At 67.3% G+C, this 21939-nt stretch carries 22 protein-coding genes; 16 read left to right on the top strand and 6 right to left on the bottom strand.

What is annotated here, in order from left to right; all coding sequences use genetic code 11:
- The first annotated feature begins 3 nt into the window (after positions 1-3).
- Entirely contained in the window at positions 4-1008 is a 1005-nt protein-coding gene (locus QF819_06660) for a sulfotransferase (protein ID MDP6802840.1), read from the top strand.
- The gene (locus QF819_06655) at positions 1008-1811 is read left to right on the top strand and encodes a sulfotransferase (GenBank protein ID MDP6802839.1); all 804 of its coding nucleotides are present in this window, start codon (positions 1008-1010) and stop codon (positions 1809-1811) included. Before QF819_06660 ends, QF819_06655 begins: the two co-directional genes overlap by 1 nt.
- Here QF819_06655 and QF819_06650 read toward each other — a convergent pair.
- Both QF819_06650 and QF819_06645 read right to left on the bottom strand, forming a co-directional pair.
- Positions 1808-3133, bottom strand: a complete 1326-nt coding sequence (locus tag QF819_06650; GenBank protein MDP6802838.1) for a hypothetical protein — start codon at positions 3131-3133, stop codon at positions 1808-1810. The genes QF819_06655 and QF819_06650 overlap by 4 nt on opposite strands.
- Before the next feature lie 34 nt (positions 3134-3167).
- Entirely contained in the window at positions 3168-4271 is a 1104-nt protein-coding gene (locus tag QF819_06645) for a GNVR domain-containing protein (protein MDP6802837.1), read from the bottom strand.
- Between the two features lie 193 nt (positions 4272-4464).
- Between QF819_06645 and QF819_06640 the strand changes: the two genes are divergently transcribed.
- Positions 4465-5682 (top strand): glycosyltransferase family 4 protein, encoded by a 1218-nt coding sequence (locus QF819_06640; GenBank protein MDP6802836.1) that lies wholly within the window; start codon positions 4465-4467, stop codon positions 5680-5682.
- Between the two features lie 24 nt (positions 5683-5706).
- On the top strand, positions 5707-6705 hold the full coding sequence (locus tag QF819_06635) for a sulfotransferase (protein ID MDP6802835.1): 999 nt from the start codon (positions 5707-5709) through the stop codon (positions 6703-6705).
- Here the strand turns inward: QF819_06635 and QF819_06630 are convergent.
- The 3 genes from QF819_06630 to QF819_06620 all read right to left on the bottom strand — a co-directional run bounded on the left by QF819_06630 (position 6693) and on the right by QF819_06620 (position 10573).
- Positions 6693-7817: a DUF1972 domain-containing protein gene (locus QF819_06630; protein MDP6802834.1), complete on the bottom strand. Its 1125-nt coding sequence runs from the start codon at positions 7815-7817 to the stop codon at positions 6693-6695. The genes QF819_06635 and QF819_06630 overlap by 13 nt on opposite strands.
- Positions 7814-9325: a capsule assembly Wzi family protein gene (locus QF819_06625; GenBank protein MDP6802833.1), complete on the bottom strand. Its 1512-nt coding sequence runs from the start codon at positions 9323-9325 to the stop codon at positions 7814-7816. Before QF819_06625 ends, QF819_06630 begins: the two co-directional genes overlap by 4 nt.
- Before the next feature lie 207 nt (positions 9326-9532).
- Positions 9533-10573: an NAD-dependent epimerase/dehydratase family protein gene (locus QF819_06620; GenBank protein MDP6802832.1), complete on the bottom strand. Its 1041-nt coding sequence runs from the start codon at positions 10571-10573 to the stop codon at positions 9533-9535.
- 155 nt (positions 10574-10728) lie between these two features.
- On the opposite strand from QF819_06620, the gene QF819_06615 reads away from it, so the two are divergent.
- From QF819_06615 to QF819_06560, 12 genes are all read left to right on the top strand, one after another.
- Entirely contained in the window at positions 10729-11340 is a 612-nt protein-coding gene (locus tag QF819_06615; protein ID MDP6802831.1) for a carboxypeptidase-like regulatory domain-containing protein, read from the top strand.
- Between the two features lie 200 nt (positions 11341-11540).
- A complete protein-coding gene (locus QF819_06610) occupies positions 11541-11867 on the top strand; it encodes a hypothetical protein (protein ID MDP6802830.1) in 327 nt (108 codons plus the stop codon).
- Between the two features lie 113 nt (positions 11868-11980).
- Positions 11981-12277, top strand: coding sequence for an Asp-tRNA(Asn)/Glu-tRNA(Gln) amidotransferase subunit GatC (locus QF819_06605; GenBank protein MDP6802829.1), 297 nt, complete (start codon positions 11981-11983; stop codon positions 12275-12277).
- Entirely contained in the window at positions 12274-13758 is a 1485-nt protein-coding gene (gene gatA / locus QF819_06600) for an Asp-tRNA(Asn)/Glu-tRNA(Gln) amidotransferase subunit GatA (GenBank protein MDP6802828.1), read from the top strand. Before QF819_06605 ends, gatA begins: the two co-directional genes overlap by 4 nt.
- Positions 13755-15209 carry an Asp-tRNA(Asn)/Glu-tRNA(Gln) amidotransferase subunit GatB gene (gene gatB / locus QF819_06595; protein MDP6802827.1) on the top strand — a complete coding sequence of 485 codons (1455 nt, stop codon included), beginning with the start codon at positions 13755-13757 and terminating at the stop codon, positions 15207-15209. Before gatA ends, gatB begins: the two co-directional genes overlap by 4 nt.
- Positions 15206-15784 (top strand): NlpC/P60 family protein, encoded by a 579-nt coding sequence (locus tag QF819_06590; GenBank protein ID MDP6802826.1) that lies wholly within the window; start codon positions 15206-15208, stop codon positions 15782-15784. The genes gatB and QF819_06590 overlap by 4 nt, the downstream gene beginning before the upstream one ends.
- Positions 15781-17082, top strand: a complete 1302-nt coding sequence (gene purD / locus QF819_06585) for a phosphoribosylamine--glycine ligase (protein MDP6802825.1) — start codon at positions 15781-15783, stop codon at positions 17080-17082. The genes QF819_06590 and purD overlap by 4 nt, the downstream gene beginning before the upstream one ends.
- Positions 17082-17546, top strand: coding sequence for a 5-(carboxyamino)imidazole ribonucleotide mutase (gene purE, locus QF819_06580; protein MDP6802824.1), 465 nt, complete (start codon positions 17082-17084; stop codon positions 17544-17546). The genes purD and purE overlap by 1 nt, the downstream gene beginning before the upstream one ends.
- Before the next feature lie 10 nt (positions 17547-17556).
- The gene (locus QF819_06575; GenBank protein ID MDP6802823.1) at positions 17557-18183 is read left to right on the top strand and encodes an L-threonylcarbamoyladenylate synthase; all 627 of its coding nucleotides are present in this window, start codon (positions 17557-17559) and stop codon (positions 18181-18183) included.
- Positions 18184-18191: 8 nt separating this feature from the next.
- A complete protein-coding gene (locus QF819_06570) occupies positions 18192-18665 on the top strand; it encodes a low molecular weight protein arginine phosphatase (GenBank protein ID MDP6802822.1) in 474 nt (157 codons plus the stop codon).
- Positions 18666-18685: 20 nt separating this feature from the next.
- Complete coding sequence (gene glyA / locus QF819_06565; GenBank protein ID MDP6802821.1) at positions 18686-19972, top strand: serine hydroxymethyltransferase; 1287 nt, start codon at positions 18686-18688, stop codon at positions 19970-19972.
- A gap of 4 nt (positions 19973-19976) precedes the next feature.
- Positions 19977-20789 (top strand): ZIP family metal transporter, encoded by an 813-nt coding sequence (locus tag QF819_06560; GenBank protein MDP6802820.1) that lies wholly within the window; start codon positions 19977-19979, stop codon positions 20787-20789.
- 6 nt (positions 20790-20795) lie between these two features.
- Here the strand turns inward: QF819_06560 and QF819_06555 are convergent, their stop codons facing one another.
- Positions 20796-21878: a FlgD immunoglobulin-like domain containing protein gene (locus QF819_06555; protein MDP6802819.1), complete on the bottom strand. Its 1083-nt coding sequence runs from the start codon at positions 21876-21878 to the stop codon at positions 20796-20798.
- Positions 21879-21939: the final 61 nt, after the last annotated feature.

Genomic DNA, 21939 nt, shown 5'->3' with positions numbered 1-21939 from the left:
GTGATGATCTTCGTCGTCGGCAGCAGCCGGAGCGGCACAACCCTCATGGGTAGAATCCTCGGTCGCCACTCAGCCGTTCACTTCTTTCATGAGCTGCACTTCTTCGAACAGCTCTGGGCGCCCGCGGACCGGGGGCGCATTCTGTCGATGGAAGACGCACGGGAACTGGGGGCGCGCCTCTTCGCCATTGAGCGGCACGGGTACCTTCGGCGCCAGGATCCGTCGGCGTTCGAGGTGGACGCTCAAGAGATGCTGGCCCGGGAAGACCCTTCCGCACTCACGAAGGAGAGTGTGTTCCGCGCCTTTCTGCACCGGGAGGCCGCGAATTCCGAAGCGTCGATCCCCTGCGATCAAACCCCCCGGAATGCCTACTACGCGAAGGAGATCCTCGACCTCTTCCCGGATGCGCGGATCATCCAGATGGTTCGCGATCCCAGGGATGTGCTTCTGTCCCAGAAGCGGAAGTGGCGGCGGCGGAAACTCGGGGCCACGCGGATTCCACGACGGGAAGCACTGCGGTCGTGGATCAACTACCATCCGCTTCTCGTCGGCCGATTCTGGGAGGCGTCGCTTGCGGCGGGGCGGCGGGTGGCCATGGACCCGCGGCATCGGTGGGTGAAGTACGAGGATCTGGCGCACGACCCGGACGGGACGGTGGACGGCATCTGCGCGTTTCTCGGGATCCGGCGCGAAGTCGGGATGCTGGATGTTCCGCACAGGGGTTCTTCGGCCGCGAATGACGCAGCGGACCGGGGAGTGCGGGAGGATCGCGTTCGCGCATGGAGCCGGGGCGGACTGAACGATTCGGAGATCGCCCTGTGCGACCGGGCCACACGAACGGGCCGGGCCGCCCACGGATATGCGGATTCGACCCGCAGCGGGTCATGGCCGGGGTTTGCCTGTTACGCGGCCACTCTCCCGGTGCGTCTGGGGGCGGCCTTCCTGATGAACCTGGGTCGGATGCGGGATCTTCGCTCGACGCTGGCCCGCCGCATGGGACGGGCGTAATGCGAAGGGCCGGGCGGACGCTGCGCGAGATGCGGACGATCGTCGGGAGCTTCGCCATGGCGCGGCGCTTTCGGGAGAGCGATACGCGGGTTCTCCTGATACTGGGCACGGTTCGTTCCGGCTCGACCGTTCTCGGTCACATCCTGAACTCCAACCCGGAGGTTTCAGGGTATGGGGAGACGCTCACTTCGTATCGCAGCGTGCCCCGGCTTGCCGGACTGATGTCGAATGTACGGCGTGAACTGGGGACCGAGGCAGCCGGGGTTCCCTGGCTGTACGACAAGATGCTCCACGACTGGCTCCTTCTCGGAGACGATGTCCTTCGGTCGGAGCGCGTCTCCTTCCTCATTCTTCTCCGGGATCCGGAAGAGACGCTTTCCAGCATGCACCGCCTGCAGGAACATGTCCCCGGGGCGCGCTTGTCACGAATGGAACGGGCGGTTCCGTACCTTCGCGATCGCCTGGACACGCTGGTCGAAATGGCCGCGCGAGTCGGAGATCCCGGCCGGGCTCTCTTCGTGACCTATGGGCAACTGGTGGAGCAGACAGAAGATGTGTTTCGGGCCATCGAGACGCACCTGGACCTCTCCACTCCGCTGACGGAAGAATACGAACTGACGCCGGCCACCGGGCGGGCCCTCATCGGGGATCCTTCGCCCGTGATCCGGACAGGCCGTCTGGATCGGACCCGCACGGGAGTTCGAGTTCCCGCCGATGTGCCGGAGCGGGAACTCGAAGAGTGGAAGTGCCGGTTCAAGCGGGGGGTCGAAGACCTGTCACGAACCTGCACGACCGTGGGTTAGCCCGCACTCTTCCGTGCCGACGACTCCAGTACCAGTGCACACCCCACCAGCGCGTGCAGCAGCAAGTATGACGAAAGCTGCGACACCGCGATCTGGAGGAGGAGGCCGATTGCCAGCGACAGTCGGAGTGCGAAGGCGAGGCGCTTGCCGGAGAGCGTCTCGGCGCGTTTCACGATCCGCCCGGTGAGACGCCATGCACCGGTCCAGTACAGGACATACAGCATTAGCCCGACCGCGCCCGTTTCCAGACCGACGCGGAGGTAACAGTTGTCGAGGCTGCCGAGTTGCACGACATCGAGGATGTTCCGGCTCATCCCGTAGCCCAGCGGGGAGGCTCCGGCCAGGAGGCCCAGACCGTCGGTCAACTGCTGCAGGCGCATGAAGAAACTCTGCATGGCCTCCGCGTCCAGGACCGCGCGGCGGAGCAGCGTGGTGCGGAACACCATCACGAGCAGGGCCAGTGCTGAAGTGGACGCCAGGAAAACTGCCGCGCGGCTTCTCTGGGCTGCGCCCGTTCGTGGCCGAAACACCATCCACGCCCAGAGAGCCGCAACCAGAAGGGCGAGCCCCGTTCGGGATTGCGTCCACAGGAGGACAGGGACCAGAAGGACGAGGGTTCCCCCGATGAGAATCGTCGTGAGTCCTCCCTTGCGTTCGCCCGCGAGAAAGAGAAGCGGGGGGCAGGACAGGCAGAGAAACGCGACGAGCTTCAGTGGATTTGTAAAGCTCCCCATCACCCGGTATTCGCCGCCGCGAAACCGTCCGGCCAGTTGGTCGAGATCCCGGTGAGTCCTGTAGGCGACATCGACCACGCCGTGCAGGGGGCTTCGGCCAAGGGCGTGCTCCACGAAAGCGAACGCCTCGTTGAAGGCCGCCGCGGCGGCAAGGACGAGAAAGACCGTGACGACATCTCCCTCGTTCCGGACCGTCGTCACGATGAGAAGAAGTGGGAACAGCGAGAACAGCAGGAGATTCGCGAAACCGGAAACCGCGCCGATGCCGAACCCGCTCCCGATCAGTGTCGACACGAAGGCGACTCCCATGAGCGCGGTGAGCGGCAACGACACCGTGCGTCCGCTCCGGAGGATTCGAATCCCGCGCATGGTGTCCGGCGAATGGAGCAGGACGCGGACCGTCCAGGCGATGAGCAGTGCGTACAGAGAGAGTCGCTGGAGCGTCAACGCGAATCCCTCACCGCCGACTCCGAACGCCATCGCTTCCGGAAACGCATGGAAGAGGAACAGGAAGAGAAGGACCGCGCCGCGCAAGTGCAGGAGCGCAAGCCCGGCAAAGAGCATCGTGACGCAGAGCAGAACGATCATGGGAACGGCTCCCCGGGTTTGCCCCGCGGAGGCGTCAAGTTCTCCGGCCGCCGAGAAGTTGACGGACGCTCCGTGGCAGAGATCTCATCTCCCCGGTGAGAGCACTGTGAGTGTCCGGATCCAGTTCCTCCTCCCGCAGGAGGAACTCCCTTCCGAACGAGGCGATGAACGCCAGCACCACGCCGAGTAAAAGCCCGGCCGCCGCATTCAGGGGAAGATTCGGGCTGGATCGCTTTCGCGGGGCGGTCGCCTGGTCGATCACGGTGATGACCGGCGTGTCGTTCACTTCCTGAATGCGCGCTTCTTCCAGTTCGCGGTGGAGCGTGGTGAAGACTTCCTGCTTGATCGATACGCGTCGTTCCAGGCGATCGTGCTCGAACTGGAGGCGCGGGTTTTCCTGGAAGAGCCGGTTGGCTTCCATGAATGCCATGAGGGCGTGTTCCACAGACTCCAGTTCCGCCTCCGCGGTACGCAGGCGGCTCTCGACGAAGGTCCGGCGTTCCCGTGCATGGGAGTGCCGCTGGACGAGGTCGAACGAACTCACGAGATCGACGGCCCGGTTGGCGACCGCGGCGGAAAGTGGAGGGTGGCGGGTCTCGACTGAAACGGACACGATGCCCGTCTCCGTATCCAGAGTGATGGCCACGCGCTTTTCGAGCGTCTTTCGGCCCTTCTCCATTCGCTCCGGCTGGTCGTCGCCGTCGACTCCGAGAATGTCGATCAGTGCGGCGTCCTCTTCTCCGTGTGCGAAGTGCGAGAGCAGAAGGTCGTCCCGAAGAGAGCGGCTCTCCAGGACGGCCCGGTAGAGTTGGGGGCTCGACCCTCCCACGGGAACGGTCACCCCGAACTGCCCGGCGAGTCCGACCAGTCCCGCAGGAAGTCCCGACTCGTCCTGGGCGGCTTCGGGGAGAAACGCGCTGGTGGCAGTGAACCGGGATGGCAGGAGAAGGCTCGCGAGCAGAAAAGCGACGGCCAGAATCACCGGGAGGCCGAAGAAGGCCCTTCGGTAACGCAGGAAAACGACCAGGATGCCGAGGATACCGATCGAATCAGATGCGGGCGACTCCGCCGCGAGTGGGCCGCTGCCCGGCACGCCGTCCGGGGCTGTCCGGGGACTGCGGGGATCCTGATCGCTCACGCCTCTTGCTCCTGTCGGATTGCGATGATGCCGGGGGATGGAACCTCACCCGGGACGGATCGTACAACTCGAGGGGCTTTTGCGCCACAGGGCGAATGCATCCACCGGCGGCCATTGCGGCAGACAGACGCGCATTCTGCCGGTAGATTGACCACTCCCCCGGCGACATGAATCGGAGATGCGGAGGACTTCTGTGCGCGAACGCAATCCAGCCGTATTGAACGCGGGACACTACTACCATGTCCGCGGGGGGTCCGATCGGTACATGGTGTCCCTCGGGGAACTTCTGGAGTCGAAGGGGCATACGGTCGTTCCCTTTGCGGTGCGCGACCCCGAGAATCGAGAGTCCCCGTGGACGGACCGGTTCCCGGATCCCGTGGATGTTCAAAACGGCGGTCTGCGCGATGCCGCGCAGTTTCTGTATTCGCGCCCCGCCGAACGCGCGCTCCGGAGCATCCTCTCCGACACTCCCGTGGATGTGGCGCATCTGCACATCTACTACGGGCAGTTGACGACCTCCATTCTCCGGCCTCTCCGCGAACGGGGAATCCCGATCGTGCAGACGCTTCACGACTACAAACTCGCCTGCCCCGTGTACACGATGGTCGCCGGGGATCGCATCTGCGAGGCGTGTCGGGGAAAGTCGTTCCTTCCCGCGCTGCCGCGCCGCTGCAACCGGGGATCGCTGGCACGGACTCTCGTCAGCGTCGCGGAGTCCTATGTGTCGCGCCTCAAGGGTCGCTGCCACGAACTGGACCACTTCATCGCCCCGAGTGACTTCATGCGCCGGAAGATGATTGAACTGGACCTTGTGGACCCGGACCGGATCACGGCGATTCCTCACCATGTTGACCTGCCGCCCCGAGAAGAATCCCCCGCTCCCGGGAAGCACATTCTGTACTTCGGCAGGATCGAGTCGGTGAAGGGCGTGCGCACGCTCATCGAGGCGGCGGGACCGCTGCGCGAGTGCCGCCTTGTGATTGCCGGGCGGGGCGGGGGAAAGGCGGAGATGGAGTCCCTGGTGGAGCGGCAAGGTTGGGACCACATCCGCTTTGTGGGGTTTCAGTCCGGCGAAGATCTGGAGCGCCTCATCCGGGAGAGCATCGCCACGGTCTTGCCGTCCGAATGGTACGAGAACTACCCGCTGGCCATCATGGAGTCGCACGCTCGAAGCCGACCCGTGATCGGCGCCATCATCGGCGGGATTCCCGAGATGATCGACGACGGCACGGACGGGTTCCTCTTCCCGCCCGGAGATGTGGAGGCGCTGCGCGATGCGCTGGAACGCGCAACAGGGGATCTTTCGGCCGCGGTTCGCATGGGAGAGGCCGGACGGAGACGGGCCGAAGAGCGCTACGACGCCGACCTTCACTACGACCGGATCCTTGAGGTGTACCGGCGTGTGCTCTGACGAGTCGCGCGCGGTGCCCGCATCATGATCGCGCAACTGGACGCGGCTTACGCCCGCGCGAGGCCCGGCAAGGTGGCGGAGCGGATCGCGAGTTGGGCGCTCTTCGAAGGGCGGCCGGTCACGACCCGTGGGCGCTGGATCAACCGGGTCGTCTTCGCGAACCTGCAGCTTCTGCGGCGTCTTCCGGGGGCGCGCCCGGTGCGCCGCCCTGTCTTCATCGTCGGCGTCGGGCGAAGCGGCACGACGATTCTCGGCAAGGTGCTGTCGCTGCATCCGCGCGTGGCATTCCTGAACGAACCGAAGGCTCTCTGGCATGTCGTCCACTCCGGCGAGGATGTGATCGGGAGCTATGCGCGGGAGCGCGGGCGGTTCCGTCTCGGCGCGGACGACGCGGATCCGGAAACGGTCGAGCGGGCCCATGCGCTCTTTGGCCACTACCTTCGCTGGACGGGACGACGGCGCGTTCTCGACAAGTACCCGGAACTCGTCTTTCGAGTGCCGTTCGTTCGCGCGATCTTCCCGGACGCGCTTTTCGTGCTGATCGTGCGGAACGGGTGGGATCTCTGCGAATCCGTGCGCCGGTGGGATGCGCGACACGCGTCTGAGGTCGGCGGGCCGCGTCACGACTGGTGGGGAGTGGACGGCCGCAAGTGGTCGACCCTCGTGGACGAGGTGGTGGGCGCGGATCCGGAGCTGCGGAGTTCGGCGGAAGAGATTCGGGCGTTCGCCCGGGACGAGGACCGTGCCGCCGTCGAGTGGATTGTCACGATGCGGGAAGGGCTGGCGTGGGCTGAGCGCCTTCCCGGGGCGGTCCGCATCCTGCGATACGAGGAACTGGCCGCGGATCCGGACAGCACGGTTCCCGGGCTCTTGGATTTCTGCGGGCTCGAATCCGATCCGGCGACGCTCGGCTACGCGCGGACGGCGCTCTCCCCGCGTCCCCGCCGCGCTCCGGCGAAGCTGCACCCCGCCATCGCACCGGCGTTCGTCCGGATGATGGAGCGACTGGGCTACGCGCCCTGATCCGCGAACACGCTGGCGTACTGCTCCACGATCTGCGGCCAGGTGTAACGCTCGCGAACGATCCGCCACGCGACCTCGCGACGCTCCGGAGCGAGCGGCGTCCCCTCCGTACGGCTCAGGCAGGCGGACAGGGCGGCTTCTCCTGCGAAGTAATCCGCGCCGCCGCCCAGTACCTCCCGGTTGAACGGGTTGTCGTGCGCGATGACCTCGTTCCCGCAGGCGAGTGCTTCCAGCAGCGACGGGTTCGTGCCCCCGACGCTGTGCCCGTGAATATAGGTGCGGCAGTGGAAGCGCAGCGCCGTGAGTGCGCCCCCGTCGTACACCGCGCCCGGGAAGAGCACGCGCCCGGCGGCGTCTTCGCCCTCGGCGGCGGCCGCGCGCACCGCCGCGCTGTAAGCGGTCCCGTCCGCGTTCCCGACGACAAGCAGCGGGCGGCGGCACCCCGACGCCCGGTACCCGCGGACAATCTCCAGCACATGGTTCTCCGGCTCTATGCGGCAGACCACCAGATGGTACTCTCCGGCGCGTACGCCCAACGGCGACAGCTTCGCTTCGTCGGCGTCCTCCACGAGTTCCGCTCCGTAGGCGATCGTCCACGCGCGCCGCATCTCTCCGTGTCGTGATTCCAGGTGGTCGCGGATTCCCTCCGCGTCCGCGAACACGCCGTGCGCCAGTCGGACCGCCGCGCCTTCCATCGAGCGCAGGTAGAGCCGCGCGAATGGCGACCACTTCGCGCGCCACCACTCCACGCCGTCCATGTTCACGAACAGCGGCGTTCCGAACAGACGCGGGAGTCCAAACGCCCACGCGATCCCGTAGCCGAGCATGTACACGGCGTCGTATCCACGGAGCGAACGGGCCAGGCAGGCCAGGTCGTACAGCACCGTGCGCAGCGGCCCCGCGGGAAGCGCCCGGACATGGACGAGGCGCACCCCGCGGTGCTCCCGCGGCGGAGTCTCCCCGGACTCCCGCTCGCAGAAGACCGTGACGCGAAAGCCGCGCTCCGCGAGCCCGGCCGACAGCTCCTCCGCGAAGGTCTCGAAGCCGCCGTATCGGGCGGGAATCCCCCGGCTTCCGAGGATCGCGATCCGCCGCCCCGCGCCGCCTGTCATCTCCTGTACGCCACGGCCAGAGCGACCTCCGGACCGTCCTTCGTCCGTCCGCTCTCGTGGCCTTCGTTCGTCACGCGCGCCCATCCCGCGGACACGGCCACGCGCGCATGGGCCCGGGGGAACCAGGCGGTCGTCACGCGTGCCGCGGTCACGGTCGCGATCGGGTCGGTCAGCGTCGCGCCGTCCCACGGCTCGCCGCCATCCGCGGGATCCCACGCATCCCCGATGGCGCTGTTCCCCTTGCGGCGCCGCTCGAACTCCGCGCCGACCGACCAGTCCACGCGCGGGTCCGCCGTCCATCGCAGAAGAAGCCGCTCCACATCGGGACCGTCGCCGTAGGCCAGCGGCCGCCCACTGTGGTCGTAGTTCCTGCCGTAGTAGGTGGAGTAGGTGTATCGGAACACCTTCGTGTATTCCGCGAAGAAGTCCGCGGGGAAGGGGAGCCGGGGCACGCACCACCGCGCACCCGCCTGCCATGCCAGACGGTGAGGCATGGTCGCGGTTTCCGTAGCGAGATCATCCACCAGGAACTCCGCATGCAGGCGAAACCCCGGACGCACGCGCCATACAGCGTCCGCGGACATCATCACATTGTTCCGGTGGAGGATGTCCGGCGCCTGCGAACGGTCCTTGTTGGAGATCTGCTCCACGAAGGTGTACGGCAGGAGGTTCAGCACATAGAGGAACTCCGGATGGCGCGCATCGTAGCGGGCGGATTCCGCGACCCCCACCCACAGGGAGGGCGACAGCCGGAGCGATAGGCGATGCGTCGCCAGGTACCGCGTGTCCGGTTCCGCGAGGACGCCGGTCAGCGCACGGAAGTCGACCACCCCCGCAAACCTCCGCGAGACCCGAAGCGCGGCGAACGGAGGCGCCGCATCCGACAGAAGCAGCGTCCCCGTGGTGCCCGGTCCCCAGCGCGTCCGGACGAACCCCGCCGTCACGGCGGCCGCACCCGGAGCGAAGGCCGCATAGGCTTCTCCGGCGTCCACGAAGAGGTCGTGGTTCTTGACGAGCGAATCCCCGATCTCGCGGTCGGTGCCCGTCCGGTGCAGGCGGATCTCCGTGGCCACCAGCAGGTCCGGCCCCAGCGCCGCCCGCACAGACGCATACCCGCCGCTCTCCGCGCGCACTCCGAGCTTGCCGGGTTCGTCCCGCGTCGTCGCCGCGCTCAACCCGACGGACGCGCGAAGCCATCCCCCCCCGGCTTCCCGCATGGTCAGCGTCGCGTCCGGACCCGCCTCGAATGTCTCCGGCGCCAGATCGTGGAGTTCGTCGGCGAATTCTCGAAGGAGTCGCAGGAGAATCGGGTCGGCCGGGAGCGTGTCCTTTTCCGCGACCGATGCCAGCGCGCGCGCGACCTCCTGGCGGCTCCACGGTTTCACGGAGAGGTTCAGCGAATCGACAAGCCCGCGCGTCCACAGATGATCCACATCCCGATACGCCCAGTGGCTGGCCGGAAGAAACTCCCGGGCTTCGGCGGCGGCATCTCCTGCACTTGCGGCCATCGTCATTGCGACGAGTGCGGCAACGACGCAGAACCTTTTCCCCGTACCGTTCAGCGAAGACAGGACAGCCGAAGAGTCCCGGTATGGGCAGGCTCGTATTCTCATTCCAGTGAGTCCCCTTCCCGGCGCTCGGGCCCGCAATCGAACCGGAAGCCCACCCGGAACGCGTCGCCTCGTAGCGCCCCGGTCCGCTTCGTTCGTTCTTCCCTAGCCCGACTCCATCGCGGCCCGCCACGACGGGGGCATGTTGCGGTCCACCTCGATGTTCCCGAAGACAGGGCTTGTGCGTGATCCGACCCGCTTCACCCAGCTCACCATCTTCGCGAGCCCGTCCGCCAGCGGGGTGTCCGGCGCGTCCCCGAAGCACTCGCGGACCGCGGTGTGGTCGCTGTACGCCAGCACGACTTCGTTCCGGGCATCGAGGTAGGATACCGGATGGTCCGCCGCGCCCATCGCTTCCGCGACCGCGGCCGCCAGCTCGTTGACGGTGCAGGGGCGGTCCGCGCCCACATTGAACACACGGCCCTGCGCGCTCTCCATCCACGGGGCCCGCGCGATCGGCCCGACGATGTCCCCCGCGTAGCTGAACGCACGCTGCTGTTCGCCGTCGCCGAAGAGCGTCATCGGCTCCCCGCGCAGGATCTGGTTCATGAAGATGCCGACGACATTGCGGTACCGGTCGCCGATGTTCTGGAACTCGCCATAGACATTGTGCGGGCGAAAGATCACATGATCCAACCCGAACATCTCCTTCGCGGCGCGCAGGTCCATCTCCACGGCGTACTTCGCGATCCCGTAGGGATCCTCCGGCTCGGGCGTCATGTCTTCCCGCATCGGCAGCTGCCCTTTGCCGTAGACCGCGATGGAACTGGTGAAGACGAAGCACTTCGTGCCGTGAAGGATCGACGCGTTCAGGAGGTTCATGCTGCCGATCAGGTTGTTTGTGTAGTTGAAGCGCCGGATGAAGTGGCTGAGTCCCTCCGCGGCATACGCCGCCAGATGGTAGACATGGTCGAAGGCGTGCTCGTCGAAAAGCGCGTCCACCAGCGCGGAGTCTGTGATGGAACCCTCCACGAAGGGCACGCCGTCGGGCACATGGTCGCGAAACCCTCCGGAGAGGTCGTCCAGCGCGACCAGGTCCGAGCGGTCCATCTCCTGCAGTTCGCGGAGGAGATGCGCGCCGATGAACCCGGCGCCTCCGGTCACGAGTGCGACGGGCCGGTCCCGTCGCGGGCGGTCTCTCTGCATGGCGTTCTCCACGGCAGGTTGCGGCGTGCAAGACGCCAGGGAACGGAATCAGTCCTGATGCGTTCTATCCCGCGCCCCGCGGATTGTCCACGACAATGCGCCCGCCCCGGACCCGTGCTAGTCTCCACGCGCCCGCAGTCGCCCGGAGGGAAGCCGTGCCGACGATCGTCACCCGCTCGTTTCTTTGTGCCGCCGCGTGCTCGGCGGCGCTCCTGTCGGCAATGCCCGGCTGCTCTTCGCCCTCCCGGGACTTTCGCGGCACCGTGCTCGATTCGGGAGGGGCGCCCGTGCCGGGGGCGGTCGTCTATGCGGAGGCGGTCGGGCCGGACGGGCCGATCGGGTTTCTGACCGCCCGCACCGGGGCGGCGGGCGAGGTCCCCGTCTCCGCCCGCGAACCGCTGCCGCTTCCATGGGGCGCGGGAGCGACCGCCGTCCTGGCGGCCTTTGCTCCCGGGAAGCTCCCCACCATTCTCCACGCCCCCCCCACGACGGACGGGGTCGTCCTGATCTTGCGGGATCTGCCCGAAGGCTCCCGCTGGGAGCCGCGCGTGGCGTCGCTGGCCTTCCCGTTCCCGGACGATGCGGCCCTTGCGGACCGGGCCGCCTCCCCGGAGTGCGTGGAACTTCGGGCCGCGCTCCGGGCCGCCTGGTCCGAATACTCCCCGGAGAGCGGACGACCGCCCTCAGCCCGGGAGGAGAGCGCTCATGCGGCATTCCGGGCGCTGGAGTCCCGGATTTCCGCTGCGTCGGGCCCTTCGCTCCGCTGATCCTGCCGTCGGATTCGCCCGTCCCGCCTTGCAGATACTTACACATACTGGCCGGTTTTCCGGCCCCGCCCGGCCGGGAGTGTCGATTCTTCTCGGATCAGTGGACGATCTCGGACATAATGGGCAAAGTGAGTACTCGATCGGATCGGCAGCGGCCGGTTCGGAAGCTGTCCCCCTACCTTTGCTGAGACTTCAAGGTGATGATCCGCTTCTTCGCGCTCCTTCTCATGATGCTGTTCCTCGGGACCGGTCTCATTCTGCCGGGCACCGCCGTGGCGCGGAGTGCTCCGGATTCTCCCGGCAAGACCCCCGTGCGAATCGAAGCCCCCTCTCCGGACAGCCCGTCTTTCCTGCAGGAGAAGCGCCGCTGGGAGATCTATCAGGTCATTCGCGGGGGCGGCCCCGTGGAGGATGAAGAACTCTCCGACCACCTCTGGCGCGTCGCGGGAAGCCTCGCCGCTTTGGGCTGGACCCCCCCGACGGTGACCGTCGAGGTCATCGCCACCGAGGATGTCGAGCGCGGTTGACCCGCACACGCTCTGCCTCTCCCGTTCATCGACTGCCGATCTTCCCCTGAGCGGGGACAGCGTGTATTCTGCACCCTCGCCCCTCCTCCGCAGTCCGGGAATCGGAGGACACCATGATGACTCGCGAAGAAGTCCTCCGGGTGGCGCGTCTCGCGCGGCTCGATCCGTCCCCTGCCGAAGCGGATCGCCTGGCGGTGGAACTCGGCCGGATCTTCCAGCACATGGCGGCGCTGAACGAGGCTCCGGCCCCGGCGGGTTCCGCATCGGCGGGGGACGGGGAGTGCCCGCTTCGCCCGGATGAGGTCCGTCCATCTCTCTCCCGCGCAGAGGTGATGGCGCTCGCGCCCGAGTCCGATGGCGAATCCTACCGCGTGCCGCCCGTTCTCGATCGCTCCGGGGAGGACGCATGAGGCCCGGTCTCCGGTCAGTCCCGGAGCTTTCGCGGGCACTGGCGCTCGGGGAGCTCTCCTCCGCGGACCTTGTGGAGGACTGCCTTGCGCGGATCGACGAACTCGATGGAACGCTGAACCTCTTCCTTCATGTGGATGCGGAAGGTGCGCGGGAAGCGGCCGCCGCGTCGGACTCCCGGCGCGAAAAGGGGGATGCGCGATCCCCGCTGGACGGGATCCCCGTGGCGCTCAAGGACAACATCGCGGTGCGCGGAATGCCGACAACCTGCGCCTCACGGGTGCTGGAAGGATTCGTCCCGCTGAGCGACGCCACGGCCGTCGCGCGTTTGCGGGCGGCCGGTGCGGTGCTGGTCGGCAAGACGAATCTCGACGAGTTCGCCATGGGCTCGTCGAACGAGCATTCCGCATTCGGACCCTCCCGGAACCCGCACGATGCCGAACGCGTCCCCGGCGGTTCCTCCGGCGGGAGTTGCGCGGCCGTCGCGTGCGGCATGGTCCCGCTGGCGTACGGCAGCGACACCGGCGGGTCCGTGCGCCTGCCCGCCGCATTCTGCGGGGTCGTCGGCGTGAAGCCCGGATACGGCCGCGTGTCGCGGTCGGGGCTGGTTGCGTTCGCGTCATCGCTGGACCAGATCGCGCCCACGGCACGCACCGTCGAGGGGGCGGCCCTCGGGCTGGCGGCCGTCGCCGGAGCGGACCCCGCCGACGCCACGGCACTCTCCGCCCCGCCGCCGTGCGCCGAGGCGGCCTCTCCGGTGGAACGCCCCTCGCTCGCGGGCCTGACGCTCGGCATTCTCGACTCTCCGGAGGATGCCGAAGCGGATTCCGTCGTCGCGGAGCGGTTCGCGGAGTCGGTGGCGCGACTGGAATCGTTGGGCGCACGGACCGTGCGCGTGTCGCTCCCGAACGCGGGGCACGCTCTGTCCGCGTACTATGTGATCGCGAGCGCGGAGGCGTCATCCAACCTTTCGCGATACGACGGAGTTCGCTACGGGCGCGCCGCACGAGGCGCTTCCTCGCCGGACGAACTCATCGCCGCCACTCGCGGCGCGGGCTTCGGCGACGAAGTGAAGCGCCGCGTCATGATCGGGACGCACGCGCTCTCCGCAGGCTACCGCGAAGCCTTCTACGAACGAGCGCAGGCCGTGCGCGAACTCATCCGCGACGACTTCGCCCGGGCATTCGCCGCCGTGGACCTTCTCGTCTCGCCGACCGCGGCGACGACGGCATTCCCACTGGGCGAACGCCTTTCGGATCCGCTGTCCATGTATCGGACCGACGCGCTGACCATTCCCGCCTCGCTCGCTGGGATTCCGGCCATGTCGGTGCCGTGCCCCACCGCGCCGGGGGAACTCCCCGCCGGGCTCCAGATTCTCGCGCCGCCCCTCGGGGAGGACGGGATGCTCCGCGCCGCAGCCGCCCTGGAGTGTGAAACCGGCCCCGCGCCTGCCCCCGCGCTGGCTGTGGAGGGCGGCTCATGAACGCGGGCGTCTTCCCGGTGATCGGGCTGGAGATCCATGTGCGCCTTGCCACGGCCACCAAGGCGTTCTGCGCGTGCGCGTCGGAATACGGCGCAGCGCCGAACACGCGGGTCTGTCCGGTCTGCCTGGGGATGCCGGGCGCGCTTCCCGTGCTGAACGACCGCGCCGTGGAGTTTGCGGTCGCCACGGCCCATGCACTGGGCTGCGACATCGCGAGCAGATCCGTCTTCGCGCGGAAGCATTACTTCTACCCGGACCTTCCGAAAGGGTATCAGATCAGCCAGTACGAGCACCCGCTCGCGACCGGCGGGGGCATCCCGTTTGAAGTGGCCGGGCAGCGCCGCATCGCGCCGCTCACTCGCGTTCATCTGGAGGAGGACGCGGGGAAGCTCACGCACGGGGTGGCGGGCGGCCGGGATGAAACCCGCGTGGATCTCAACCGGTGCGGGACGCCGCTGGTGGAGATCGTCACCGAACCGGCGCTGCATTGCCCAAAGGAGGCGGGAGCGTGTCTTCGGTCCCTGCGACGGATCGTGCGAACCCTGGGCGTGTCCGACGGGAACATGAACGAAGGCAGCCTTCGCTGCGACGCAAATGTCTCCGTGCGTCGAAGTGAATCGGACGCGCCCGGCCCGAAGACCGAACTCAAGAACCTGAACAGCATCCGAAGCGTGGAGCGGGCGCTGGCGTTCGAGATTGCCCGGCAGACGAAACTCGGGCACTCCGGCGGCGTGGTCCGGTCCGCCACGCTTCTCTGGGACGAGAAGCGGGCCGAGGCGCGGCCCATGCGTTCGAAGGAGGAGGCGGGAGACTATCGCTACTTCCCCGAGCCGGACCTGCCGCCGCTTGTCGTGACCGGGTCGCGGAGGAAGCGCGCCGCCGCGTCGGTCCCGGAGCTGCCTCTTGCGCGGCGCGATCGTTTCGTCCGCGACCACGGTCTTCGCCCCGCGGACGCCGCGGTTCTTGCCGACACTCGTGAACTCGCCGACTGGTATGAGGAACTCGCGCACCTCACCGGAGATCCCCGCACCGCGGCCCTCTGGGCGGTCGGGGAAGTGCTGCGAGCCGCCCGTGAGCGCGGCGGGAGAATGGCCGCCTTCCCGCTCTCGCCCGCGTCCGTTGCGGAACTGGTCGCGCTGGTCGGGTGCGGCGCGGTGTCGGGCACGGCGGCCAAAGCCGTCTTCGCGCGGATGGTGGAGACGGGACGATCCGCGGAGCGTATTGTCGCGGAGGAAGGGCTGGCGCAGGTGTCGGATGAAGCGGCGCTGGGCGTGCTTGCGGACGAAGTCCTCGCGGCCCACCCGGCCGAGGTTCGCGAGTTCCGGGCGGGGAAGGAGAAGCTCCTCGGCTTCTTCATGGGGCGCCTGATGGAGGCCGGCGGCGGGAAGGCGCACCCGGAGCGTGCGCGCGACGCGCTGCGGGCGCGGCTCGGGGAGGGAGGTCCGTCATGATCGAAGGCTGCCCCGCGCGTCGAGTCGTCTTTCCTTCGGCTGCGCTTCTCGTTATGGTGGCGCTCGCGGCCACGGGATGCGGGCCGAAACCCGTCTTCCGGACGACGCCGCTGCCGCCCTTGGGCACCGAGGCGACGAAGGACACCTCATCGCACCGCGCTCCCGGGAAGGCATCGACGGAGCGCACCGGGGAAGTCGAAGCGCTGGCCGACCCCTGGCTTGGGGTGCCGTATCGCTATGGAGGAATCTCCCGTCGCGGCATCGACTGTTCGGGGCTGGCGCTCAGCATTCTCGGAGAACTGGGCGTGACTCTGCCGCGCACGGTGGCTGAACAAAGGAAGATGGGACGAGAAGTCGGGCTGGAGGAAGTGTCTCCCGGCGACCTCCTCTTCTTCCGAATGCGGTCGGCCCGCGTGGATCATGTGGGTGTGGCGCTGGATCGTACGCGCTTCGTTCACGCGTCGGTGTCGCGCGGCGTGGTCGTGGATCATCTGATGAGCGAGTACTATTCGAATCGGGTCGCGGGCGCACGGCGCGTTCGCGTTTCTCCGACCGGGAGAAGGAGGGAGCCGTGAACGCACTGATTCTGGGAGGGGGCGGTCGCGAGCACGCACTGGCGTGGGCGGTCTCGCGGAGCGCGAACCTCGACCGGTTGCTGGTGGCCCCGGGAAACGCCGGGACGGATCGCATTGCCGAGAATGTGTCGATTCCCATGGCGAAGCCGGGGGAACTGCTTTCGTTTTGCCGGAATGAGGATGTGGCTCTTGTTCTCATCGGGCCGGAAGCGCCGCTCGTGGACGGGCTGGCCGACGCGCTCCGCGGGAGCGGCGTGGCCGTCTTCGGGCCGGGCGCGGAGGGTGCGCGGCTGGAGGGGAGCAAAGTCTACGCGAAGGAGTTCCTGCGCGCCGAGGGAATCCCCACCGCACGCGGCGCGACGGTGCGCAGCATGGCGGAGGTCGAGGCGGCGCTGGAGAGGACGGGTGAGCGCGTGGCGGTCAAGGCGGACGGGCTGGCTGCGGGGAAGGGCGTCGTCATGGCGGAGAATCGCGACGAGGCCATCGAGGCGGCGCGGGACGCGCTGGAGCGCGATGCCTTCGGCGCGGCGGGGCACGCCGTCCTGCTGGAGGAGTGGCTGGAGGGCGAGGAAGTTTCGCTGATTGCGCTTGTCGACGGGGAAGAGGTTCGGCCGCTGGTGCCGAGCCAGGACCACAAGCGCGCGTTCGATGGCGACACCGGGCCCAACACCGGCGGCATGGGTGCGTACGCGCCCTTCCCGCGACTCACGGGCGCGGAACTGGATGACGCGGTGGCGTCCTGTCTCCAGCCGGTGGCCGCGGGCTTCGCCCGCCGGGGGGTGGACTACCGGGGCGTCCTCTACGCGGGTCTCATGATGACACCGGAGGGTCTTCGCGTGCTGGAATACAATGTCCGGTTCGGAGATCCGGAAACGCAGGTGGTTCTCCCGCTCTTCGATGGGGACCTTCTCGCCGCCTTTGAGGCCTGCGCCCGGGGAGAGCTGGCGGGGGCGCCGGAGTTTCGCCTTCGGCCCGGAGCCGCGCTGACGATTGTCGCGGCTTCCGGCGGGTACCCGGGGGACTACTCCACCGGAGCGGAGATCACGGGGCTTTCCGGAGAGGACGACCAGGGCGACACCCTGGTGTTTCATGCGGGGACGAAGAGGCTGGATGACGGTACAATCATCACTTCCGGCGGGCGGGTGCTTTCGGTGACGGGGCTCGGCTCCGACATCGAGACGGCTCGGGGCGCAGCGCTCGGGCGTCTCTCGGAGATCCGCTTTGACGGGATGTTCCACCGAAACGACATTGGCCGGAGAGGACTCCAGGCCAACACCAGACAGGAGGAGACCGTCTGATGGCTGATCCCAGGGTTCTCGTGATGATCGGGAGCGAGAGCGACCGCGAACAAATGCAGGGATGTGTGGATTATCTCGACCGGTTCGAGATTCCGTACGAGTTCGTCGTGTCGTCCGCGCATCGTACGCCGGAGAAAACGCGCCAGTACGCGCAGTCCGCATCGGAGCGCGGGGTGCGCATCATCATCTGCGGGGCGGGGATGTCCGCGCACCTGCCGGGAGCGGTGGCCGCCGAGACGACTCTTCCCGTGATCGGCGTTCCTCTCCCGGGTTCGGCGCTCTCCGGGATGGACAGCCTCCAGTCGATCGTGCAGATGCCGGCGGGAGTGCCGGTGGCGACCATGGCCATTGGAACGGCGGGCGCCCGGAATGCCGCCATCTTCGCCGCGCAGGTGATCGCGCTGACAGACGAGGACACGCGCGAACGCCTGACGGAGTTCAAGACGGAACTGGCATCTCGCTGAGGGGGAAGCAATGCTCATTGAGGTGGATCATCAGTCTCCTGACCCGGTCATCGTGGAAGAGGTGGGGCGCGTTCTGCTGGGCGGCGGCGTGGTGGCCCTGCGGACAGACACCGTGTACGGTTTTGTCGGGAGCGTGAACCGCCCGGATGCAATCCGAAAACTGATTCGCCTCAAGAAGCGGCCGAAGACGAAGCCGTTCATCGTGCTCGCGTCCGACTGGCAGGGGGTGCGTGCCGTCACGGGGCACCTGCCGGCGGTGGCGAGAAGCCTGGGCGATCGCTTCTGGCCGGGCCCGCTGACCATGGTTCTCCCGGCGGACCACGGCCTCCCGAAGGAGGTGACGGCGGGTGGAAGAACGATCGCGGTTCGCATTCCTGACAACGCCTTCGTGACGGCGCTCTTGGAGATCGTGGGCGCCCCGCTGGCCGCACCGAGCGCGAATGTCGCGGGGGCGCCACCCGCGGTATGCGGAAAGGACATCCACCAGACCTACGGAGACCGGGTGGATCTCGTGCTGGATGGCGGAGAGGGCACCGGGCGGAAGGCTTCGACCATCGTGGACTGCACCACGGATCCCGCAGAGATCCTCCGGCCGGGGGTCGTGGCCTTGGGCGCCTCGGATCTCACCACGGAGTGAGGGAGACGATGGCGTTCCATGTTCTCTTCGTCTGCACCGGCAACACCTGCCGAAGCCCGATGGCGGAGGTGGCGGCGAGGCGGCTGCTTGAGCCGGGGGCGAACGGGGAGTTCACCGTCTCTTCGGCGGGAGTGTTCGGTCGGGATGGTACTTTCGCGTCGGAAGGCGCGCAGGGAGTGGCACGCGAAGAGGGACTCCGGCTCGACGCCTTCCAGAGCCGCCTGCTCACCCCGGAGATCGTGGCGGAGGCGGATCTTGTGCTGGTGATGGAACCCGCACATCGTGCCGGAGTGCTCGCGGCAGATCCCGCCGCAGACACCAGGACCTTTGTCCTCGGCGAGTTCGCCGGGGAATCAGGCCCGGACGCCGCCGTGGGGGATCCCTTCGGGAGTTCCACGGAGTCGTACCGGGAGACCTTCGGACGGATCGCCGACCTCTTGTCGAAAGGGCTCGCGCGCATCCGGGAGATGGCCGGGCAGTGACCGGCCGGGGGCATCATTCGATGGACCGATTCGCATCACTTCGGGAAGGAGACGCCGCCGTTCACGCAACGGTGGCTGCGGAGATCCGCCGCCAGAACGACGGGCTGGAACTCATCGCCTCGGAGAACTTCGTCAGCCGTGCCGTACTGGACACGATGGGTTCCCCGCTCACGAACAAGTACGCGGAGGGGTACCCCGGGAAGCGGTACTACGGCGGATGCGTGGAGGTGGACCGCGCGGAGGAGCTTGCACGCGAGCGCGCGACGGAACTGTTCGGCGCGGACCACGCCAATGTGCAACCGCACTCGGGCTCCACCGCGAACATGACGGCGTACTTTTCGCTGCTGGAGATGGGGGACCGCGTGCTGGGGATGAGCCTCGCGCACGGCGGACATCTGACGCACGGGCATCCCGTGAACTTCAGCGGGCGCTTCTTCGATGTGGCGCATTACGAAGTGGACCGCGAGACCGAACGAATCGACATGGACCGCGTGCGTGATCTCGCGCGGGAGCACCGGCCGAAGATGATCGTCGCGGGAGCGAGCGCATACCCGCGTCACTGGGACTTCGAGGCGTTCCGGTCGATCGCGGATGAGGTCGGCGCGTACTTCATGACCGACATGGCGCACTTCGCGGGGCTTGTGGCGGCCGGCGTTCATCCTTCGCCGGTGCCGCATTCCGATATCGTGACCTCGACCACACACAAGACGCTGCGCGGCCCGCGTGCCGGGCTCATCCTCTGCCGCGAGGAACACGCGAAGGCGGTCGACAAGACCAACTTCCCCGGGATGCAGGGGGGACCGCTCATGCACATGATCGCGGCGAAGGCGGTGTGCTTCGGGGAGGCGATGCGGCCGGAGTTTACGGAGTACGCCAGGCGCGTCGTGTCGAGCGCGGCGGCGCTGGCGGAGGGGCTGACCGAAGAAGGGTTCCGGCTTGTGTCGGGGGGCACGGACAACCATCTGATGCTGGTGGACATGACGCCGAAGGGCATCTCCGGCAAGAAGGCGGAGCGGCTTCTGGGCGAAGTGGACATTACCGTGAACAAGAATGCCATCCCCTTCGATCCGAAGAAGCCGACGCTGACCAGCGGCATTCGGATCGGCACGCCCGCGCTCGTGACGCGCGGGATGGGGCCGGACGAGATGAGGCGCGTGGCATCGTTTGTCGGGCGGGCACTCGCGAATCTCGACGAGGACGAGCGCACCAAGGGCCGGATCGCGGCGGATGTCCGTGAACTGGCCGGGGAGTTCCCGCTGTACCCGGATCTCGAAGACTCCGGCAGTCCGGTGGAAGCGGGGGACTAGCGGCATGGATGCGTTGAGCGCGGTGGGGAGTGCGGGCGAGATGGGGTTTGTGCTGCGCGGGTTCGTCGCGGGGTTGCTCGCGAGCCTCGCGTGCGGGCTGGGCGCGATTCCCGTGGCGTTTCGCGGGCTGCGTCTGGAAGAGCGAATCGGCCTCGCCTACGCCTTTGCGGGCGGTCTCATGTTCGCGGCGGCGTTTTACAACCTGCTCATGCCGGCCCTCACGATGGGGGGTGACAGTGCATCCCGCCTCCTCCCCGTGGCGAAGACGCTCGCCGGGATGGGGCTGGGGGCGGCATTCCTGTGGGCGGTGGACGGATGGCTGACTCCGGACAGGCTGGCGTCGTCGGTCTTCCGTAGTGTCGGAGGGCGGCAGGGGACGCTGATCTTCCTTGCGATGGCATTTCACTCGATCCCGGAAGGGATTGCGGTCGGGGTCGGGTACGGTTCAGAGGCGCATGTCGGGTGCGACGGGGGGCTCGGCACTTACATTGCCATCGCAATCGGCATTCACAACATCCCGGAAGGACTGGCTGTCGCGCTGCCGCTTCGGTTGGGGGGCGCGTCGCTGGGGCGGTGTTTCCTCCTCGCATTCCTCACGAGCCTGCCGCAGCCGATCGCGGCGGTCCCGGCCGCGTGGCTCGTATGGCTCGCGGAGCCGCTCATGCTGCCGCTTCTGGGGTTCGCGGCGGGCGCGATGATCTACCTCGTACTGCTGGAACTGATCCCCGACGCGCTGAAGCGCCACGACCCTCCCGAGATCGCGTGGTCGTTCCTGGCGGGCTTCGGCCTGATGGTGCTGGTGCAGGTGGCGCTCTAGGGGGCGCTACCTCACCAGCGTCATCTTCCGGCTCTGCGAGGCGTCCCCGGCGTCGATCCGGTAGAAGTAGACTCCGGCGGGGGCAGGGTGCCCGCTCCGGTTCGCTCCCGACCAGATCACCTCGTGGCTTCCCGCAGCCGTCGGGCCATCGACCAGCGTCTTCACGAGTCGACCGGCGATGTCGTAGACACCCAGACGCACTACCTCCGCAGACGGCAGGTGGTAGCGGATGCGGGTCTGCGGGGTGAACGGGTTCGGGTAGTTTCCGCCCAGCATATCCGTCACCAGCGCATCGTCGACCGCCGTGTCGGTGTTCAGCTTGGAACTCTCAAACAGCCGGGCGATGGTGTTGGCGATGTTGAAGTTGTTTGGAACCGGCGCGTCTTCCTCGCGCGAAGTGATGATGGCCACAATGCCCACATCCTCCGCGATGTAGTAATACGAGCGCAGGTAAGAATACTGAATCGGGACTCCCATCCAGTAGTAGGTGTACTTCTCCTCGTAGTTGACCTGAATGCAGTTCAGTTCGTCCAGGCTGTCCGGGAGAACGACGGTGCCATAGCCATCGACGAAGCCGGTGTATTCGTAGTCGATGTTCATGGTGACTCCGGAACTCGTGACATCGAAGTTCGTCGCACCCGAGAAGAAGGACTGGTAGGAGATGTGGGTGGGGAAGTCCACGATCGACGGGTTGAACGGAACGCTGGGCGATTCGGGGAGGCCGACTTCGTCGTAGAACCCGTAGTTGACGCGGCCGGTACCCGCCTGAAAGTCCATGTACATCCATGCGGATCCTTCGGCGCTGACTCTCTTCTCGGCAATCGTGGCGGACGGGAAGTCCGCCTGGTGCCCGCCGTCGGTGACATCGACATAGTCGAAGGTCCATTCCACGGATGTGTTTCCTGAAGAGAAGTCGAAGACATGCGGCCCGCCTTGAAGTCCCGTCATGCCGATCACGCCATGCGGGGACGGGATGTTGTACATGCTGTAGGACTGGCCAATGTCGTACTGGAGATCTGCGGTCGTGATGGTGACCTGCGCGAACGACGGGGCTGCGATGAGAAGAAGGGTCAGGGCGATTGGCAGCATTGGGATTCTCCTGACGAGAAGGGACGCGGGCGGCATGGAGGTCAGTATAGAAAGCGCTCCT

The organism is Gemmatimonadota bacterium, assembly GCA_030747075.1.
Taxonomy (GTDB): domain Bacteria; phylum ARS69; class ARS69; order ARS69; family ARS69; genus ARS69.
This window is presented reverse-complemented; position numbering and strand designations above follow the sequence as displayed.

Bases quoted from the DNA above. Each gene is read 5' to 3' on its own strand.
- QF819_06560 (MDP6802820.1), top strand. From the start codon at position 19,977: ATGGATGCGTTGAGCGCGGTGGGGAGTGCGGGCGAGATGGGGTTTGTG.
- QF819_06590 (MDP6802826.1), top strand. From the start codon at position 15,206: ATGATCGAAGGCTGCCCCGCGCGTCGAGTCGTCTTTCCTTCGGCTGCG.
- QF819_06655 (MDP6802839.1), top strand. From the start codon at position 1,008: ATGCGAAGGGCCGGGCGGACGCTGCGCGAGATGCGGACGATCGTCGGG.
- purE (MDP6802824.1), top strand. From the start codon at position 17,082: ATGGCTGATCCCAGGGTTCTCGTGATGATCGGGAGCGAGAGCGACCGC.
- QF819_06660 (MDP6802840.1), top strand. From the start codon at position 4: ATGATCTTCGTCGTCGGCAGCAGCCGGAGCGGCACAACCCTCATGGGT.
- gatA (MDP6802828.1), top strand. From the start codon at position 12,274: ATGAGGCCCGGTCTCCGGTCAGTCCCGGAGCTTTCGCGGGCACTGGCG.
- QF819_06630 (MDP6802834.1), bottom strand. From the start codon at position 7,817: ATGACAGGCGGCGCGGGGCGGCGGATCGCGATCCTCGGAAGCCGGGGG.
- QF819_06625 (MDP6802833.1), bottom strand. From the start codon at position 9,325: ATGGCCGCAAGTGCAGGAGATGCCGCCGCCGAAGCCCGGGAGTTTCTT.
- QF819_06575 (MDP6802823.1), top strand. From the start codon at position 17,557: ATGCTCATTGAGGTGGATCATCAGTCTCCTGACCCGGTCATCGTGGAA.
- QF819_06610 (MDP6802830.1), top strand. From the start codon at position 11,541: ATGATCCGCTTCTTCGCGCTCCTTCTCATGATGCTGTTCCTCGGGACC.
- QF819_06620 (MDP6802832.1), bottom strand. From the start codon at position 10,573: ATGCAGAGAGACCGCCCGCGACGGGACCGGCCCGTCGCACTCGTGACC.
- QF819_06570 (MDP6802822.1), top strand. From the start codon at position 18,192: ATGGCGTTCCATGTTCTCTTCGTCTGCACCGGCAACACCTGCCGAAGC.
- QF819_06555 (MDP6802819.1), bottom strand. From the start codon at position 21,878: ATGCTGCCAATCGCCCTGACCCTTCTTCTCATCGCAGCCCCGTCGTTC.
- gatB (MDP6802827.1), top strand. From the start codon at position 13,755: ATGAACGCGGGCGTCTTCCCGGTGATCGGGCTGGAGATCCATGTGCGC.
- QF819_06605 (MDP6802829.1), top strand. From the start codon at position 11,981: ATGATGACTCGCGAAGAAGTCCTCCGGGTGGCGCGTCTCGCGCGGCTC.
- QF819_06650 (MDP6802838.1), bottom strand. From the start codon at position 3,133: ATGATCGTTCTGCTCTGCGTCACGATGCTCTTTGCCGGGCTTGCGCTC.
- QF819_06635 (MDP6802835.1), top strand. From the start codon at position 5,707: ATGATCGCGCAACTGGACGCGGCTTACGCCCGCGCGAGGCCCGGCAAG.
- glyA (MDP6802821.1), top strand. From the start codon at position 18,686: ATGGACCGATTCGCATCACTTCGGGAAGGAGACGCCGCCGTTCACGCA.